Raw genomic sequence first — 14,809 nt, 5'->3', positions numbered from 1 at the left:
CCTGGTACGCATTGGCGCAATGCACTTGAGGGTTGCACCATTTTCAGGCGCAGCCATAAATTATATTGGTATTTAGTCAATAGTGACTAACACCGAAAAAAGGTTTACGGCAAGTTGACATAGGCACAGACGCAACACCGCCGCGCGTGGCAGCCCCTCAGGCCAAGCCACAGCCCCTTGATTCGGATCAAAGCCCCAGTGTGGTGGACGGAAAACCTGGGGAGCTCTTGCTGCGCACCCACTCGTTCAACGACTCACGCACCAGAACGCGGCGATCCGACTCGGGGCCCGCCACGCCCACGCACCGTTCTGGGTCAAGCCGCTGCATCACCCAGGCAGGCGACCACAGCACGCTGGGCAGGTCCAGGGGGTCTGCCGAGGGGCTCTTGCGGCAAGTGATGATGTGGTCCCAAGTGCCACGCCACTGCACAAAGCGGGCATGGCGCCGGATGACCTCGTCGTAGTTCACTGCCAGCATGCTGAAACGGCGCCCGCTCCGCGCCCAGGCCTGGAGCGACTCCACCACCGCCCGTTCACCCAGCGGCCAATCGTGAAAGTGCGCGTCGCTGATCCAGATTTCAGGCCACCCCTCGCGCGCCGCCGTGGCAAAGGCATCGCGCACCATTTGCTGAAACGCCTCTCGCCCGCTGAAGCGGCCCTCTGGCAAGCCGGGCTGATCGGGTGAGCCATTTACGGGGTGGTCTGTGGAGGTCATGGGGTGGCTTCGTCGTCGGTGCAGGCGTGTGCCCAGCCGTCATCGCACCAGATGGACAGCAGCTCCAGCGCATCGTCGCTGGCGCGCTGGACCTCTTTGGCACTGAGGTAACGCTGGTTGGCCAGGCGGCGCATCAAGGTGGCATCCTTGCCTGCCGCACGGTAGCTTTCACCATTGATGAAGACATGCTGGGCGTCGTACATCATGCGGGTGCGGCGGTCCAGGCGCACCGCCTCCATCATGGCGCCTTTGCCACTGGCGTCAAACCAGACGCTGGGCTTGGGGTCAGTAAGGTACTCACCCAGCGCGCGCTCCAGAGCCAAGGGCTGCGACAAGGCACGCTCCAGCGCTTCGCGGGCAAAGGCCTGCAGGGTGGCAGGGATGGCACCAGGCTCGGCCACGGCCTCTTGCTTGGCGTCGCGGTACATCTGCACCTGCTCGTCGTCGGCCGCGTCTTCCGACAAGCGCACCAGCAGCTCCTGCGCCAGCTCGGCTCGGGCTGGAGAGCGAAAGCCGATGGAATACGTCATGCACTCGCCTTCGGCGATGCCGTCGTGCGCGTAGCGGGGCGGCAGGTACAGCATGTCGCCTGGCTCCAGCACAAACTCTTCCTCGGGTTCAAACTCGGCCAGCACCTTCAGGGGAATGCCCTCCTTGAGGGTCAGGTCCTTCTGGCGGCCAATGCGCCAACGGCGGCGGCCATGGGCTTGCAGCAGAAACACGTCATAGCTGTCAAAGTGCGGCCCCACCCCGCCACCATCGGTAGCGTAGCTGATCATGAGATCGTCCAGCCGGGCCTCAGGCACAAAGCGAAACTGCTGCATCAGGCGGTGCACAGCGTCGTCGTGCAAGTCCACGCCCTGCACCAGCAAAGTCCATTCGCGCTGGTTCAGCGCTGGCAGGGCTCGGCGCGAAAATGGGCCGTGGCGCAGCTTCCAGCCACCCTTGACTTGCTGCACCAGACGGGACTCCACAGACTCTTGCGCCGCCAGCGCAAACATTTCGGCGCGCAGCACCGGGGGCTGAAAATTCGGGATCGCCTGGCGCACCAGCAAAGGCTTTTTGTGCCAATGGCGGCGCATGAACTGCTCGGGTGTAAGCCCGCCCAGCAGGGACAAAGGTTGTTGGATATCCATGAAAAGGCACCTGCCCCTGGCGGGGCTGTTGGTCAAACTGCGACAATTCTCCTATGGAAATTACCCAACAATGTGTGGTCGCACTGACCTGGACCCTCAAAGACACCCTCGGAGAAGAGCTGGACGTGCTGGATGAGCCGGTGGAGTTCCTGCTCGGCGGCAACGATCTTTTGCCCCGCATCGAAGAAGCCCTGCAAGGCCACAGCGCAGGCGCCAAGCTGGCGCTGCACCTGGAGCCTGAGGATGCCTTTGGCGACTTCAACGACCAATTGCTTTTTTTGGAGCCGCGCCAGCTGTTCCCGGCCGAGATCGAGGAAGGCATGACCTTCGAGGGCTCCGCCCTGCCCGCCGAATGCAATCCGGCTGCGCCCCGCAGCGGCCTGTACACCGTGACCGAAATCTACCCCGAGCATGTGGTGCTGGACGGCAACCACCCGCTGGCAGGCATTGCGCTGCGCCTGCAGCTGAAAGTGGAATCGGTGCGCGAGGCCACCGAAGAAGAAGTGGGCCGGGGCACCACAGGCACGGGCTTCTTCCGCATTGAAGCCCAAGCCCCCGGCAGTCAACTGCTGCACTGACCCGCACCCCACGCCCGTCAGTGCCCGGTGGGCGTGGGTGCCGCCGCTGTGTTCGGCTTACTGGCGGGAGATTTGCCCGTTGTAGAGGCGCACGCGGTCTCCGATGCGCAGATCGCCCGGCGAACCCACGTCATACACGCGGTAACCGCCATGGTCCAGCTGGACGGAAATCCGGTAGCCCTCGACGTAGTCGCCAGAGCTGTTGCGGCCCTCGATGGCGTTGCCCGCCACGGCACCGCCGATCACCCCCACCGCAGTGGCGGCAGCGCGCCCACTGCCCTTGCCCACCTGGTTGCCCAGCAAACCACCCACCACGGCCCCCAGCACGGCGCCGCCGCCCGATGTCTGGCCAGAGCCACGGCTTTGCAGCACTTCGATGTTGGAGACACGCCCAAACTCCGTACCACGGGGGTTGTTCACGGGATAGGACGGTGCGGCCCCTTGGTAACCACCGCCATAACCGCCGCCGTAGTATGGGTCGGGCCGGTTGTGGCCGCAGGCGGACAGGGCCAGCACTGCGGCGATGGAGCAAGCCACGACGGCAGAGCGATTGAATTGGGGCATAAAAGGTCTCCTTGAGAGGATGTGCCGAAGGCCCTGTGGATTGCAAGGGCCCCGCACGGGTATCAGGTACAAATTACACCAACGCGCCAAGGATGCGCCCAGTGCACAGCCCCCTGATGAAGCGTCGGTAAAAAGCCCAACGAAACGTAAGAATCGACCGACGCCCATGCTGGCGGCGCGCCAGAGGCACCGCAGCGATCAGGCCTTGCCTGTAGAACCGTACCCGCCCGCACCACGCTCGGTGGCCACAAAGTCCGTCACCACGTTGAACTCGGCCTGCACCACGGGCACGATGACCATCTGGGCCAAGCGCTCCATGGGCTCGATGGTGAAGGCGACATCGCTGCGGTTCCAGGCACTGACCATCAACTGGCCCTGGTAGTCGCTGTCGATCAACCCGACCAAGTTGCCCAACACGATGCCATGCTTGTGCCCCAGGCCCGAGCGGGGCAGGATCAGCGCGGCGTAACCGGGGTCCTTCAGGTACACAGCAATGCCCGTGGGCACCAGTTGCCAGGCATTGGGTTGCAGGGTCAGGGGGGCATCCAGGCAGGCGCGCAGGTCCAGCCCCGCGCTGCCAGGGGTTGCGTAAGCCGGAAGTTGCTCGGCCATGCGGGGGTCCAGGATCTTGACGTCAATCTTCATAAGGTTCGCTCTCGAAATAAAACCAGGCGCAATGCCATAAAAAAAGCCCTCTGCGCTGGCATGGCCCGGCAGAAGGCGGTGCGTAGAAAAGGAGGGACCGGTGGTACTGGTTGCTTACCGCGCTCTCAGCGCTGCAGACGCCGGGCGATTTCGCCCACCAGTTGCTGGGCCAAGGCGCGCTTGGAGGCGCGCGGCAGTTCGCTGTGCCCCTGCGCATCCACCAACAACAAGGCATTGTCATCCTGCCCAAACGTGGCCGGGCCAATGTTGCCCACCAGCAGCGGCACACCCTTGCGGGCACGCTTGGCCGTGGCGTGCGCCAGAAGGTCGTGGCTTTCTGCGGCAAAGCCCACGCAGTACAGCGCCCCCGACTGGGCCTGGGGCGACTGGGCCACGCGGGCGAGGATGTCGGGGTTCTCCACAAAATGCAGCGCGGGGGGCTGGCCCGAGCCGTCTTTCTTTATTTTCTCGGTCGACTGCGCCGCCACGCGCCAATCGGCCACCGCCGCAGTTGCTATGAATACAGTAGCAACTTGCGCTTGTTCCTCAACCGCTTGCAGCATATTTTGTGCAGATCTCACATCCACGCGCCGCACCCCGCGGGGGGTGGGCAAGTGCACAGGCCCAGCCACCAGGGTCACGTCGGCCCCAGCCTCACGCGCCGCACGGGCAATGGCAAAGCCCATTTTTCCGCTGGAGAGGTTGGTAATGCCCCGCACCGGGTCGATGGCCTCAAACGTGGGACCGGCGGTGATCAGCACCCTCTGCCCGGCCAGCACCTTGGGTGCAAAAAAAGCGATCAATTCTTCCAGCAACTCGCTGGGCTCCAGCATGCGGCCATCGCCGGTCTCACCGCAGGCCTGGTCGCCATTGCCCACCCCCAGCACCGTGGCGCCATCTGCTGCCACCTGGGCCAAGTTGCGCTGGGTGGCAGGGTGTGCCCACATTTCGCGGTTCATGGCAGGCGCCAGCAACAGGGGCACGCGGTCGATGGGGCGGGCCAGGCACATCAGGCTCAGCAGTTCGTCCGCGCGGCCCTGCACCAGGCGGGCGATGAAATCGGCACTGCAAGGCGCAACCACGATGGCATCGGCCTCGCGGCTGAGGTTGATGTGCGGCATGTTGTTGGGCTCGCGCGCGTCCCACTGCGATCCGTACACGGGGCGGCCTGACAGGGCTTGCATGGTGACAGGCGTGATGAACTGCCCGGCCGCTTCGGTCATCACCACCTGCACGGTGGCCCCGGCCTTGATGAGCTGGCGGCAAAAATCGGCCGCCTTGTAGCAAGCCACGCCCCCACTCAGACCCAGAACAATGTGTTTGCCAGCAAGCTCATTCATGGGCGCGAATTTAGCAGACCCCGACCAGGGCTCAGCCGGCAGCTGCTTTCATGCCCCATCTATAATCCCAATTTCCCACCACCATAAAACGACATGACCAAATTTGTCTTCGTCACCGGCGGTGTGGTGTCTTCCCTCGGTAAGGGAATCGCCTCAGCCTCCCTTGCCGCGATCCTCGAATCGCGGGGACTCAAAGTCACCCTCATCAAGCTTGACCCCTACATCAACGTAGACCCAGGCACCATGTCCCCCTTCCAGCACGGCGAGGTCTTTGTGACCGACGACGGCGCGGAAACCGACCTGGACCTGGGCCACTACGAGCGTTTCATTGAAACGCGCATGAAGAAGTCCAACAACTTCACCACCGGCAAGATCTACCAGTCCGTGCTCGAAAAAGAGCGCCGTGGCGACTACCTGGGCAAGACCGTGCAGGTCATCCCGCACGTCACCAACGAAATCCAGGAATACATCAAGCGCGGCGCGGGCATTGGCACCGACGACGCGGTGGATGTGGCCATCTGCGAAGTGGGCGGCACCGTGGGCGACATCGAGTCGCTGCCGTTCCTTGAAGCCGTGCGCCAGTTGAGCCTCAAGCTGGGCCCCAACAACTCGGCCTTTGTGCACCTGACCTACCTGCCCTGGATTGCCACGGCCGGCGAGCTCAAGACCAAGCCCACCCAGCACACCGTGCAGGAGCTGCGCAAGATCGGCATCCAGCCCGATGCGCTGCTGTGCCGTGCCCAAAAGCAGGTGCCCGAAGAAGAGCGCGAAAAGATCTCGCTGTTCACCAACGTGCCTGAATGGGGCGTGATCAGCATGTGGGATGTGGACACCATCTACAAGGTGCCCCGCATGCTGCACGAGCAAGGCCTGGACGGCCTGATCTGCGACAAGCTGCGCCTGAACACCCCGCCCACCAGCCTCAAGCGCTGGGATGAGTTGGTGTACGAAACCGAACACCCACGCGGCGAAGTCACCATCGCCATGGTGGGCAAGTACGTGGACCTGTCGGACAGCTACAAGTCCGTCAACGAGGCACTGCGCCACGCGGGCATGAAGAACCATGTGCGCGTGAAGATCGAGCACCTGGACTCGGAGACCATCGACAGCGCCAACGCTGCTGGCAAGCTGACCAAGTACGACGCGGTTCTGGTGCCCGGCGGCTTCGGCAGCCGCGGTGTGGAAGGCAAGATCAGCACAGCCCAGTTTGCCCGCGAGCACAAAGTGCCTTACCTGGGCATCTGCCTGGGCATGCAAGTGGCCACCATCGAATACGCCCGCCATGTGGCCGGGCTGACCGATGCCAACAGCACCGAGTTCAACCCCACCACGCCCCACCCCGTGATCGCCTTGATCACCGAGTGGAAGGACGCGGACGGCACCATCAAGAAGCGCGACGAGAACTCGGACCTGGGCGGCACCATGCGCCTGGGCGCCCAAAGCTCGGACGTGTCCAAGGACACGCTGGCCCACAGCATCTACGGCGATGTGGTGACCGAACGCCACCGCCACCGCTACGAAGCCAACGTGAACTACCTGGACCAGCTACGCAAGGCGGGCCTGGTGATTTCGGCCCTGACGCAGCGCGAGCAGCTCACCGAAATCGTGGAGTTGCCACAAAACGTGCACCCCTGGTTCATCGGCGTGCAGTTCCACCCTGAGTTCAAGTCCACCCCCTGGAACGGCCACCCGCTGTTCAACGCCTTCATCAAGGCGGCGGTGGAACACCAAAAGCAAGCGGCGAAAGCCTGAGGAAAACGGCTATGCAACTGTGCGGATTTGACGTTGGCCTGCAGCAGCGCTTTTTCCTGATCGCAGGTACTTGCTCCATCGAAGGCCTGGAGATGTCGCTCGACGTCGCGGGGCAGCTCAAGGAAGCCTGCACGGCCTTGGGCATTCCCTTGATCTACAAGGGCTCGTTTGACAAGGCCAACCGCTCGTCCGGCACCAGCCAGCGCGGCGTGGGCATCGATGCGGGCCTGAAGATCCTCGATGAAGTGCGCCGCCAGTTGCAGTTACCCATCCTGACCGATGTGCACGACACCTCCCACGTGGCCGAAGTGGCCAGCGTGGTCGATGTGCTGCAAACGCCTGCCTTCCTCTGCCGCCAGACGGACTTCATCCGCGCGGTGGCGCAAAGTGGCAAACCGGTGAATATCAAGAAGGGGCAGTTCCTCGCGCCCTGGGACATGAAAAACGTCATCGACAAGGCCCGCGCTGCCACCAAGGAAGCCGGCCTGTCGGAAGACCGCTTTCTGGCCTGCGAGCGTGGTGTGAGCTTTGGCTACAACAACCTCGTGGCCGACATGACCAGCCTGGCCGAGATGCGCAACTCGGGCGCGCCGGTGGTGTTTGACGTGACCCACTCGGTGCAAAAGCCCGGCGGCCTGGGCGCAGTGAGTGGCGGCGCCCGTGACATGGTGCCCGTACTGGCCCGCGCAGGTGTGGCGGTGGGTGTGGCGGGCCTCTTCATGGAGACCCACCCCAAGCCCGCCGAAGCCTGGTCGGACGGCCCCAACGCCGTGCCGCTCAAGCATATGAAGGCGCTGCTGGAGACCTTGGTGGCGCTGGACGATGTCACCAAGAAAAACGGATTCCTCGAAAACAACTTTGGAGCCTGAGACATGAGCAGTGGTTACGTCATCGCATCCGTCACCGTCACCAACCCCACGCAGTACGAGGAGTACCGCAAGTGGAGCACCCTGGCCATGCAAGCCCACGGCGCCGAAGTGTGCGTGCGCGGCGGCAAGGTGGAAGTGCTGGAGGGCGACTGGAACCCCGGCCGCACCGTCATCCTGAAGTTCGCCAGCTTTGACGCAGCCCGCGCGTTCTACGACACGCCCGAGTACCAAAAGGCCAAGGCCGCGCGCGAAGGTGCGGCCATCATGCGCATGGTGTGTGTCGAAGGCGTTTGACCGCCTTCGCACCTGATCGCTCACTAATTGATAGCTGCTAGCGCTTATTAGATAAGCGCTAGAGCCCGATTTGATTTAAAACTTCTGCAAAAGGAAAACCATGAGTGCCATCGTTGACATCGTAGGCCGCGAAGTGCTGGACAGCCGCGGCAACCCCACCGTCGAATGCGACGTGCTGCTGGAATCGGGTGTGATGGGCCGCGCTGCGGTGCCGTCGGGCGCCTCCACCGGCAGCCGCGAAGCCATTGAGCTGCGTGATGGCGACAAAAGCCGCTACCTGGGCAAGGGCGTGCTCAAGGCCGTGGAACACATCAACACCGAAATCAGCGAAGCCGTGCTGGGCCTGGATGCTTCCGAGCAAGCCTTCCTGGACAAGACCCTGATCGACCTGGACGGCACCGAGAACAAGAGCCGCCTGGGCGCCAACGCCATGCTGGCCGTATCGATGGCCGTGGCCCGCGCTGCCGCCGAAGAATCTGGCCTGCCCCTGTACCGCTACCTGGGCGGCATGGGCAGCATGCAGTTGCCCGTGCCCATGATGAACGTCATCAACGGTGGCGCACACGCCAACAACAGCCTGGACTTGCAAGAGTTCATGATCATCCCCGTGGGTGCACCCACCTTCCGCGAAGCGCTGCGCTGGGGTGCAGAGGTGTTCCACGCCCTCAAGAAGATCCTGCACGACAAGGGCATCAGCACCGCCGTGGGCGACGAAGGCGGCTTTGCCCCCAGCGTCGAAAGCCACGAAGCCGCCATCTTGCTGATCCTGCAAGCAATTGAAGCCGCGGGCTACACCGCTGGCGAACAAATCGCCCTGGGCCTGGACTGCGCTGCCAGCGAGTTCTACAAGGATGGCCACTACGTGCTCGAAGGCGAAGGCGGCATCAAGCTCACCGCCCAGCAATGGACGGACATGCTGGCATCGTGGTGCGACAAGTACCCCATCATCAGCATCGAAGACGGCATGCACGAAGGCGACTGGGACGGCTGGAAGATTCTGACCGACCGCCTGGGCAAGAACGTGCAGCTGGTGGGTGACGACCTGTTCGTGACCAACACCAAGATCCTGAAGGAAGGCATCGACAAGCACATCGCCAACTCGATCCTCATCAAGATCAACCAGATCGGCACGCTGACCGAGACGTTTGCCGCCATCGAGATGGCCAAGCGCGCGGGCTACACCGCCGTGATCTCGCACCGCTCGGGCGAGACCGAAGACAGCACCATTGCCGACATCGCCGTGGGCACCAATGCAGGCCAGATCAAGACCGGCTCGCTGTCGCGCTCGGACCGCATCGCCAAGTACAACCAGCTGCTGCGCATCGAAGAAGACCTGGGCGACATCGCTCACTACCCAGGTCGCGAAGCGTTCTACAACCTGCGTTGATGCCACCACGGGCGGTGCGCCGCAGTGCACCGCCCGGCTGAACGGCACCAACTGACCAAGTCCTCGATCCCTCGCACCCTTCACCGATTTCATGAGCACCCGCCTTGTCCCTGTGATCCTGCTGGCCTTGCTGGCCGCAGTGCACGCCCAGCTTTGGCTGGGGCGCGGCAGCTTGCCGCAGGTGACTGCGATGCAGCAGAAGATCGACGAGCAAAAGACCGCCAATGCCCAAGTGCGCCAGACCAATGAGCGTCTGGCCTCTGAAGTCCATGACCTCAAGGAAGGGCTGGACATGGTGGAAGAAAAGGCCCGCAACGAGCTGGGCATGGTCAAGCCCAACGAGGTGTACGTTCAGTTCACGCCGCGCTGATCGCTCGCAAGCGAGTGCGCCCCTCAGGTTGGCATCTGCCAGCCCTCTCCTCACATGACCGTCCACATCCTGGGTGCCGCCCACACGGGCGCAGAAGCGCTCTGGCAGGCCTTGGCCGAGCGGCTGGGGCCCTTAGCTGGGCGCTTGCATCCACCAGGGGCCATGCCCGATGAGGCGCCCGCCCTGACTCTGCCCGCCCTGGTGGTGCTGATGGGCCTGGACTGGCCCTGCTCCGCTGCGGAACAGCCCCAGCGCGCCGAACAGGATGCCCAGCTGCGCCAAGGGCTGGCATTGCGCGGCATCGCCTACCGTGTGTTGTACGGCCCACTGGAGCGCAGGTTGTCCAGTGTTTTAGCATCCCTGGACGAGGGCAAGACCAAACCGCCACAGCCCGCCATGGCGGCATCGGCGCCCACCGCGCCAGACAGTGAAAGCAACCCAGACACCCGAGCCAGGCTGCGCGCATGGGGATGCGAGAAATGCAGCGATCCGGTGTGCGAGCACCGGCTCTTTACGTCTTTGAAACTGGCGCCGCCAGCCTAGGCGCAGCCTTGGGGCCTGGCCTTAGGCACTCTCCTGGCTCACGCTGTGCCGAATGGACTTGAGCAGGATGACGATCTGGTTGGAGGCAAAACGGTAACCGCCGTTGAGAATGGCCACCACACGCTCCCACTCCCCTTGCTGGGCCAGCTCCACGATCTCGGCGGCTTGCTCGTGAAAGTAGCGGTGCCGCGCCAGCAGCATGGGGTATTCGGGGTGGTGTCCCAGCATTTCGCGCCCGACGCCGTGCAGCCAGCGGCCCAAGGCACTGTAGTTGTCGCGCCGAATCACTTCGGGGTCCAGCCCCACCTGAGAGCGCCCTTCCAGATAGTCCATCAGCCGCACTTTCCAGCGCTCATGGGCATTGATGGCGGCATCCACATCCAGCTCGGCGGGCACAGAATCAACAGGGGGCGAGGCCAATGCCAGCAGGCCATCGACTGGTGCGGTTGACGACACGGAATTCTGGGCCGACGCCCCCAAAAATCGGCGAAGAAAATCCATGAAAACCCTCCCTTATGGGGGCGAATCTTATGTGAGGACTTGTCGCCAATGTGTCAACAATCGTCACATACGGGGAGCGGTTTCCAGGGGCCAGCGACAGGCCGCAGCCCGCCATGGGCAGCATTCAAGGTGCGCGTTTTGGCTGGGAATCAGAAGCAAAGCAACAGATCGGCGCCCCAAGCCAGGGCGCCGCCGCCGTTACTGCACCCCTGAAGGTGCGGGCGGTTGCGCCACCGTGGGGGGCACAAAGATCTGGGCAGCATCCACGGCGTCAAAGCGGTACTGCTGGCCGCAAAACTCGCAACCCACTTCGATCTCGTTGCGCTCGGCCAGGATGCTCTCGGCTTCTTCCGCCCCCAGGCTGCGCAGCATGTTGGCCACGCGCTCTCGGCTGCAGGTGCAGGCAAAACGGGGGCCCGACTCCCCTTGCTGCGGCTCAAAGCGCAGCAGCTTTTCTTCCCAGAACAGGCGGCGCAGGATGGTGTCCACATCCAGCGTCAGCAGCTCATCGCGGGTCAGGCTGGAGGCCAGGTGCGCAATGCGGTTGTAGTCTTCGTTGTGGCCGATCTGGTCTTCGTTCTCACGGTGCGTCAGCCCCTGCGCCAGATTGCCTTCGCCCTTGAGCGGCATGCGCTGGATCAGCAGCCCGGCGGCAACCTGGCTGTTGGCAGCCAACACCAGCACCGTATCGAGCTGCTCGGACTGCAGCATGTAGTGCTGCAGCACGTCCGACAGGCGATCGAGCTTCTCATGGTGGTCGCCATGCAAAGGCACCACGCCCTGGTAGGGCTGTTGGCCTGGGTGGCGGTCCTTGGGGTCCAGGGTGATGGCGCAGCGCCCACCGCCGCCCACGTTCACCATCTGGCTCAGCTTGGCATCTGGCGGCACCTCGCCATTGACCGTGGCGGTGGCCCGCAGGCTCAGGTCTGACTGCACCTCGGCCACGGCCACCTTGACGGGGCCATCACCAAAGACCTGCAGCACCAGCGCCCCATTGAACTTGATGTTGGACTGCATCAGCACACCAGCCGCAGCCATCTCGCCCAGCAGCTCCTGCACCGGGGCCGCATAGGCGCCCGTGGCTGAGTTGCTGGCACGGCGCTGCAACACATCGGTCCAGGCATCGGTCAGGCGCACGATCATGCCGCGCACAGGCTGGCCTTCGAAAAGAAACTTGTGGAGTTCAGACACTCAGGGATTCCAGAAAAACGTAAAAAAGGAGACGCACAACCAGCGGGGCTGCTGCGCGTCAGTCGATGCGGCGCAAGCCCGCCTTGAAGCGGCGGGCGTTCTCGATGTAGTGCAGCGCACTTTGGCGAAGGCCCTCGATCTGCTCGGGCGTCAGCTCGCGCACCGCCTTGGCCGGGCTGCCGATGATCATGGAGCCATCGGGAAACTCTTTGCCCTCGGTCACCAGGGCCCCGGCACCCACCAAGCAGTTCTTGCCGATCTTGGCGCCGTTGAGCACCACAGCGCCAATGCCGATCAGCGATTCGTCCCCAATCGTGCAGCCGTGCAGCATGACCTGGTGGCCCACCGTCACGCGCGCCCCCACCACCAGGGGTTTGCCAAAGTCGGCATGCAGCACGCTGGCGTCCTGGATGTTGGTGCCCGCACCGATGGTGATGCTGTCGGTGTCGCCCCGCACCACCGCACCAAACCACACGCTGGCGTCTTCACCCAACGCCACCCGCCCCATCACCTGGGCGCTGTCTGCCACCCAGGCCGATGCGGGCACCTGGGGGGCCACACCATCCAGTTCATACAAAGCCATGCCACACACTCCGGTTGAGGTAAAGAAAGAAACCCATCAAGAAACAAATGGCTGCCAATTGTTTACAAAGCGTGAGCAGTGCGGTAGGTGGCAGGGCCTAGAATTGTAAGGATGGAGCTTCGCCAACGTGCACTGCAGGTTTTATGCCTGACAGACCCAGACCAAAAAGCGGCCGCAGCGCTTGATCTACAAGCGCAACTAGCTACATATTCGATAGCAAACACATTCCCCACCGACACCGTAGACCCGGCCTGCTTGCCAGGCCACCCGGCCCGCCCCGCGCTGATGCGCCACACCGAAGTGGCCCGACGCTCACCCGCTACGGCGCAAGGCCGCGCCATCCTGATCCACGCCATTGCGCACATTGAGTTCAACGCCATCAACCTGGCGCTGGACGCCGTATGGCGCTTTGACGCCATGCCCGCTGACTATTACCGGAACTGGGTGCAAGTGGCGGCAGAAGAAGCCATGCACTTTGGCCTGCTGCGCGACCACCTGCGGGCCCAGGGGCATGACTATGGCGACTTTCCCGCGCACCAGGGCCTGTGGACCATGTGCGAGAAAACCCAGCACGACATCGTGGCGCGCATGGCGCTGGTGCCCCGCACCATGGAAGCGCGGGGCCTGGACGCCACCCCACAGATCCAGAACAAACTGCGGCAAGTGGGCACGCCCGACGCCCTGGCAGCGGTTGAGATTTTGAACATCATCTTGCGCGACGAGGTCGGGCATGTCGCCATAGGCAACCACTGGTACCGCTGGCTGTGCGAGCGCCAGGGGATCAACCCCGAGACGCACTACGCCGAACTGGTCAAAAAGTACGAAGCCCCCCGGCTCAAGCCCCCGTTCAACAACGCAGCCCGCCGCCAGGCAGGCTTTACCGAGGCAGAGTTGCAGTGGCTACAGCAGGGCTGAAAAGCCTGTCGGAATTGCGCGTTACCTACAATCGATGGCCCTGCCAGATGCCTTTCATGAACCGTCCACCCGTGAGTAACTCACCATGTCCAACACACCAGCCCCTGCAGCAGCCTACCCTGCAAGCGCCACACCGGGGCAATCCGCTGTGGCCATGATTGCTCGCCAGGCCATCGTCAATGCGCAGCAAGCGGTCATTGGCTATGAGCTGTTCAACCGATCACGCACGGGCATTGGGCACACGGCGGCCACAGACGTCACCCTGGTGTTCACAGCGCTGTCGCACGCAGGCACCGAAGAGCTGGTGGGCAAGAAGCTGATTTTTGTGAACTGCACGCACGAGAGCCTCTCGGGCGGCCACCTGGAATTGCTGGACCCTGACAAGGTCGTGCTGGAGATCCCCCCCCTGGGCCATGCTGCGGCACAGGAAGTGGAAACCCGCCTGCCCATCCTGATGGGCCTGCGCGAACGCGGTTTCCATCTCGCGTTCAACCACACCGTGCTCGAATCGGCCTACGCGGCCTGGCTGCCCCTGGCGGACTACATCAAGCTGGACTTGTCGGTGCTGGCAGCGGACCAGCTGACGGTGCTCATCCGTTACGCGGCCCGCCACACCCAGGCCGAGCTGATTGCGGAGAAAGTGGAGACCGCGCAGCAGTACGACATGGTCTCCAGCCAGGGCGTGCAGCTGTTCCAGGGCTACTGGTTTGCGCGCCCCTCGCTGGTCGAGACCAAGCTGCTGTCCCCCGCGCAGACCAGCATCGTGCAACTCATCAACCTGGTGCGCAAACAGGCCAGCACCGACGACATCGAAGAGGTGCTGAAGAAAGACGCAGGCCTGGCCTTCAACCTGATGCGCCTGATCAACTCCGCAGGCTTTGGGCTGAACCGCGAGATCACCTCCTTTCGCCAGGCCGTCATGCTGCTGGGGCTCAAAAAACTGTTCCGCTGGGCGGCGCTGCTGCTCACTGCTGCACGCACGGGCGGCGCACCCTCGTCGGTGGGCCAAACGGCCGTGGTGCGCGGCCGCTTGATGGAATTGCTGGCCCTGGAGAGCATGCCTGCGGAAGAAGCCGATCAGGCCTTCGTGGTGGGCATCTTCTCGCTGCTGGATGTGATGCTCTCCATCCCCATGGAATCGGCCCTGGGCCTGCTGACCGTGCCCGATGCCGTGGCCGCAGCCCTGTTGCGCCGCGAGGGCGTGCTGGGCGATCTGCTGACCCTGGCCGAAGCCTGTGAATCCAGCGACGACGCGGTGTTCCACAAGGCGGCGGGCACCCTGCACCTCACCAGCCAGCAAATCAACCTGGCCCACCTGCAGGCACTGGCCTGGGCCGATCAGATGGCCGACTGAGGGACGCGCCATGCGCTCGGGTGTGTGCGCTGCGCCACCTGGCACGGCCACAGGCGCATGGGCCGGCCCGGC

General features: G+C 63.6%; 17 protein-coding genes. 9 read left to right on the top strand and 8 right to left on the bottom strand.

Going from position 1 to position 14,809, the window contains the following annotated elements; all coding sequences use genetic code 11:
- Positions 1-187: 187 nt before the first annotated feature.
- A complete protein-coding gene (locus EAG14_RS05270) occupies positions 188-715 on the bottom strand; it encodes a hypothetical protein (RefSeq protein ID WP_099741803.1) in 528 nt (175 codons plus the stop codon).
- The gene (locus EAG14_RS05265; RefSeq protein WP_099656333.1) at positions 712-1,851 is read right to left on the bottom strand and encodes a cupin domain-containing protein; all 1,140 of its coding nucleotides are present in this window, start codon (positions 1,849-1,851) and stop codon (positions 712-714) included. The genes EAG14_RS05270 and EAG14_RS05265 overlap by 4 nt, the downstream gene beginning before the upstream one ends.
- A 53-nt stretch (positions 1,852-1,904) precedes the next feature.
- On the opposite strand from EAG14_RS05265, the gene EAG14_RS05260 reads away from it, so the two are divergent.
- Complete coding sequence (locus EAG14_RS05260; RefSeq protein ID WP_099741805.1) at positions 1,905-2,429, top strand: peptidylprolyl isomerase; 525 nt, start codon at positions 1,905-1,907, stop codon at positions 2,427-2,429.
- 57 nt (positions 2,430-2,486) lie between these two features.
- On the opposite strand, the gene EAG14_RS05255 is transcribed toward EAG14_RS05260, so the two are convergent.
- The 3 genes from EAG14_RS05255 to coaBC form a co-directional block, all read right to left on the bottom strand.
- Positions 2,487-2,993, bottom strand: a complete 507-nt coding sequence (locus EAG14_RS05255) for a glycine zipper 2TM domain-containing protein (protein ID WP_121728272.1) — start codon at positions 2,991-2,993, stop codon at positions 2,487-2,489.
- 198 nt (positions 2,994-3,191) lie between these two features.
- The gene (gene dut / locus EAG14_RS05250; RefSeq protein ID WP_099656336.1) at positions 3,192-3,638 is read right to left on the bottom strand and encodes a dUTP diphosphatase; all 447 of its coding nucleotides are present in this window, start codon (positions 3,636-3,638) and stop codon (positions 3,192-3,194) included.
- A gap of 125 nt (positions 3,639-3,763) precedes the next feature.
- Positions 3,764-4,978 (bottom strand): bifunctional phosphopantothenoylcysteine decarboxylase/phosphopantothenate--cysteine ligase CoaBC, encoded by a 1,215-nt coding sequence (gene coaBC / locus EAG14_RS05245; RefSeq protein ID WP_121728271.1) that lies wholly within the window; start codon positions 4,976-4,978, stop codon positions 3,764-3,766.
- A gap of 93 nt (positions 4,979-5,071) precedes the next feature.
- Here coaBC and EAG14_RS05240 point away from each other — a divergent pair, with 93 nt between their 5' ends.
- The 6 genes from EAG14_RS05240 (at position 5,072) to EAG14_RS05215 (ending at position 10,193) form a co-directional block, all read left to right on the top strand.
- Entirely contained in the window at positions 5,072-6,730 is a 1,659-nt protein-coding gene (locus EAG14_RS05240; protein ID WP_121728270.1) for a CTP synthase, read from the top strand.
- Between the two features lie 11 nt (positions 6,731-6,741).
- Positions 6,742-7,599: a 3-deoxy-8-phosphooctulonate synthase gene (kdsA, locus tag EAG14_RS05235; protein WP_121728269.1), complete on the top strand. Its 858-nt coding sequence runs from the start codon at positions 6,742-6,744 to the stop codon at positions 7,597-7,599.
- Positions 7,600-7,602: 3 nt separating this feature from the next.
- On the top strand, positions 7,603-7,893 hold the full coding sequence (locus EAG14_RS05230) for a DUF1330 domain-containing protein (protein WP_056173684.1): 291 nt from the start codon (positions 7,603-7,605) through the stop codon (positions 7,891-7,893).
- Between the two features lie 100 nt (positions 7,894-7,993).
- Positions 7,994-9,280 (top strand): phosphopyruvate hydratase, encoded by a 1,287-nt coding sequence (gene eno, locus EAG14_RS05225; RefSeq protein ID WP_099741808.1) that lies wholly within the window; start codon positions 7,994-7,996, stop codon positions 9,278-9,280.
- A 91-nt stretch (positions 9,281-9,371) separates the two neighbouring features.
- The gene (locus EAG14_RS05220; protein ID WP_099741809.1) at positions 9,372-9,650 is read left to right on the top strand and encodes a septum formation initiator family protein; all 279 of its coding nucleotides are present in this window, start codon (positions 9,372-9,374) and stop codon (positions 9,648-9,650) included.
- A 54-nt stretch (positions 9,651-9,704) separates the two neighbouring features.
- The gene (locus EAG14_RS05215; protein WP_121728268.1) at positions 9,705-10,193 is read left to right on the top strand and encodes a hypothetical protein; all 489 of its coding nucleotides are present in this window, start codon (positions 9,705-9,707) and stop codon (positions 10,191-10,193) included.
- A gap of 21 nt (positions 10,194-10,214) precedes the next feature.
- Here the strand turns inward: EAG14_RS05215 and EAG14_RS05210 are convergent, their stop codons facing one another.
- The 3 genes from EAG14_RS05210 to EAG14_RS05200 all read right to left on the bottom strand — a co-directional run bounded on the left by EAG14_RS05210 (position 10,215) and on the right by EAG14_RS05200 (position 12,468).
- Positions 10,215-10,694 (bottom strand): CZB domain-containing protein, encoded by a 480-nt coding sequence (locus tag EAG14_RS05210; protein WP_121728267.1) that lies wholly within the window; start codon positions 10,692-10,694, stop codon positions 10,215-10,217.
- Positions 10,695-10,892: 198 nt separating this feature from the next.
- A complete protein-coding gene (locus EAG14_RS05205; RefSeq protein WP_099656344.1) occupies positions 10,893-11,885 on the bottom strand; it encodes an Hsp33 family molecular chaperone HslO in 993 nt (330 codons plus the stop codon).
- Positions 11,886-11,943: 58 nt separating this feature from the next.
- Positions 11,944-12,468 carry a gamma carbonic anhydrase family protein gene (locus EAG14_RS05200; RefSeq protein WP_121453009.1) on the bottom strand — a complete coding sequence of 175 codons (525 nt, stop codon included), beginning with the start codon at positions 12,466-12,468 and terminating at the stop codon, positions 11,944-11,946.
- Positions 12,469-12,579: 111 nt separating this feature from the next.
- Here EAG14_RS05200 and EAG14_RS05195 point away from each other — a divergent pair, with 111 nt between their 5' ends.
- Together EAG14_RS05195 and EAG14_RS05190 are read left to right on the top strand one after the other, a co-directional pair.
- Positions 12,580-13,383 carry a ferritin-like domain-containing protein gene (locus tag EAG14_RS05195; RefSeq protein ID WP_121728266.1) on the top strand — a complete coding sequence of 268 codons (804 nt, stop codon included), beginning with the start codon at positions 12,580-12,582 and terminating at the stop codon, positions 13,381-13,383.
- 85 nt (positions 13,384-13,468) lie between these two features.
- Positions 13,469-14,737: an EAL and HDOD domain-containing protein gene (locus EAG14_RS05190; RefSeq protein WP_121728265.1), complete on the top strand. Its 1,269-nt coding sequence runs from the start codon at positions 13,469-13,471 to the stop codon at positions 14,735-14,737.
- Positions 14,738-14,809: the final 72 nt, after the last annotated feature.

The organism is Acidovorax sp. 1608163 (assembly GCF_003669015.1).
GTDB lineage: Bacteria > Pseudomonadota > Gammaproteobacteria > Burkholderiales > Burkholderiaceae_C > Acidovorax.
This window is presented reverse-complemented; position numbering and strand designations above follow the sequence as displayed.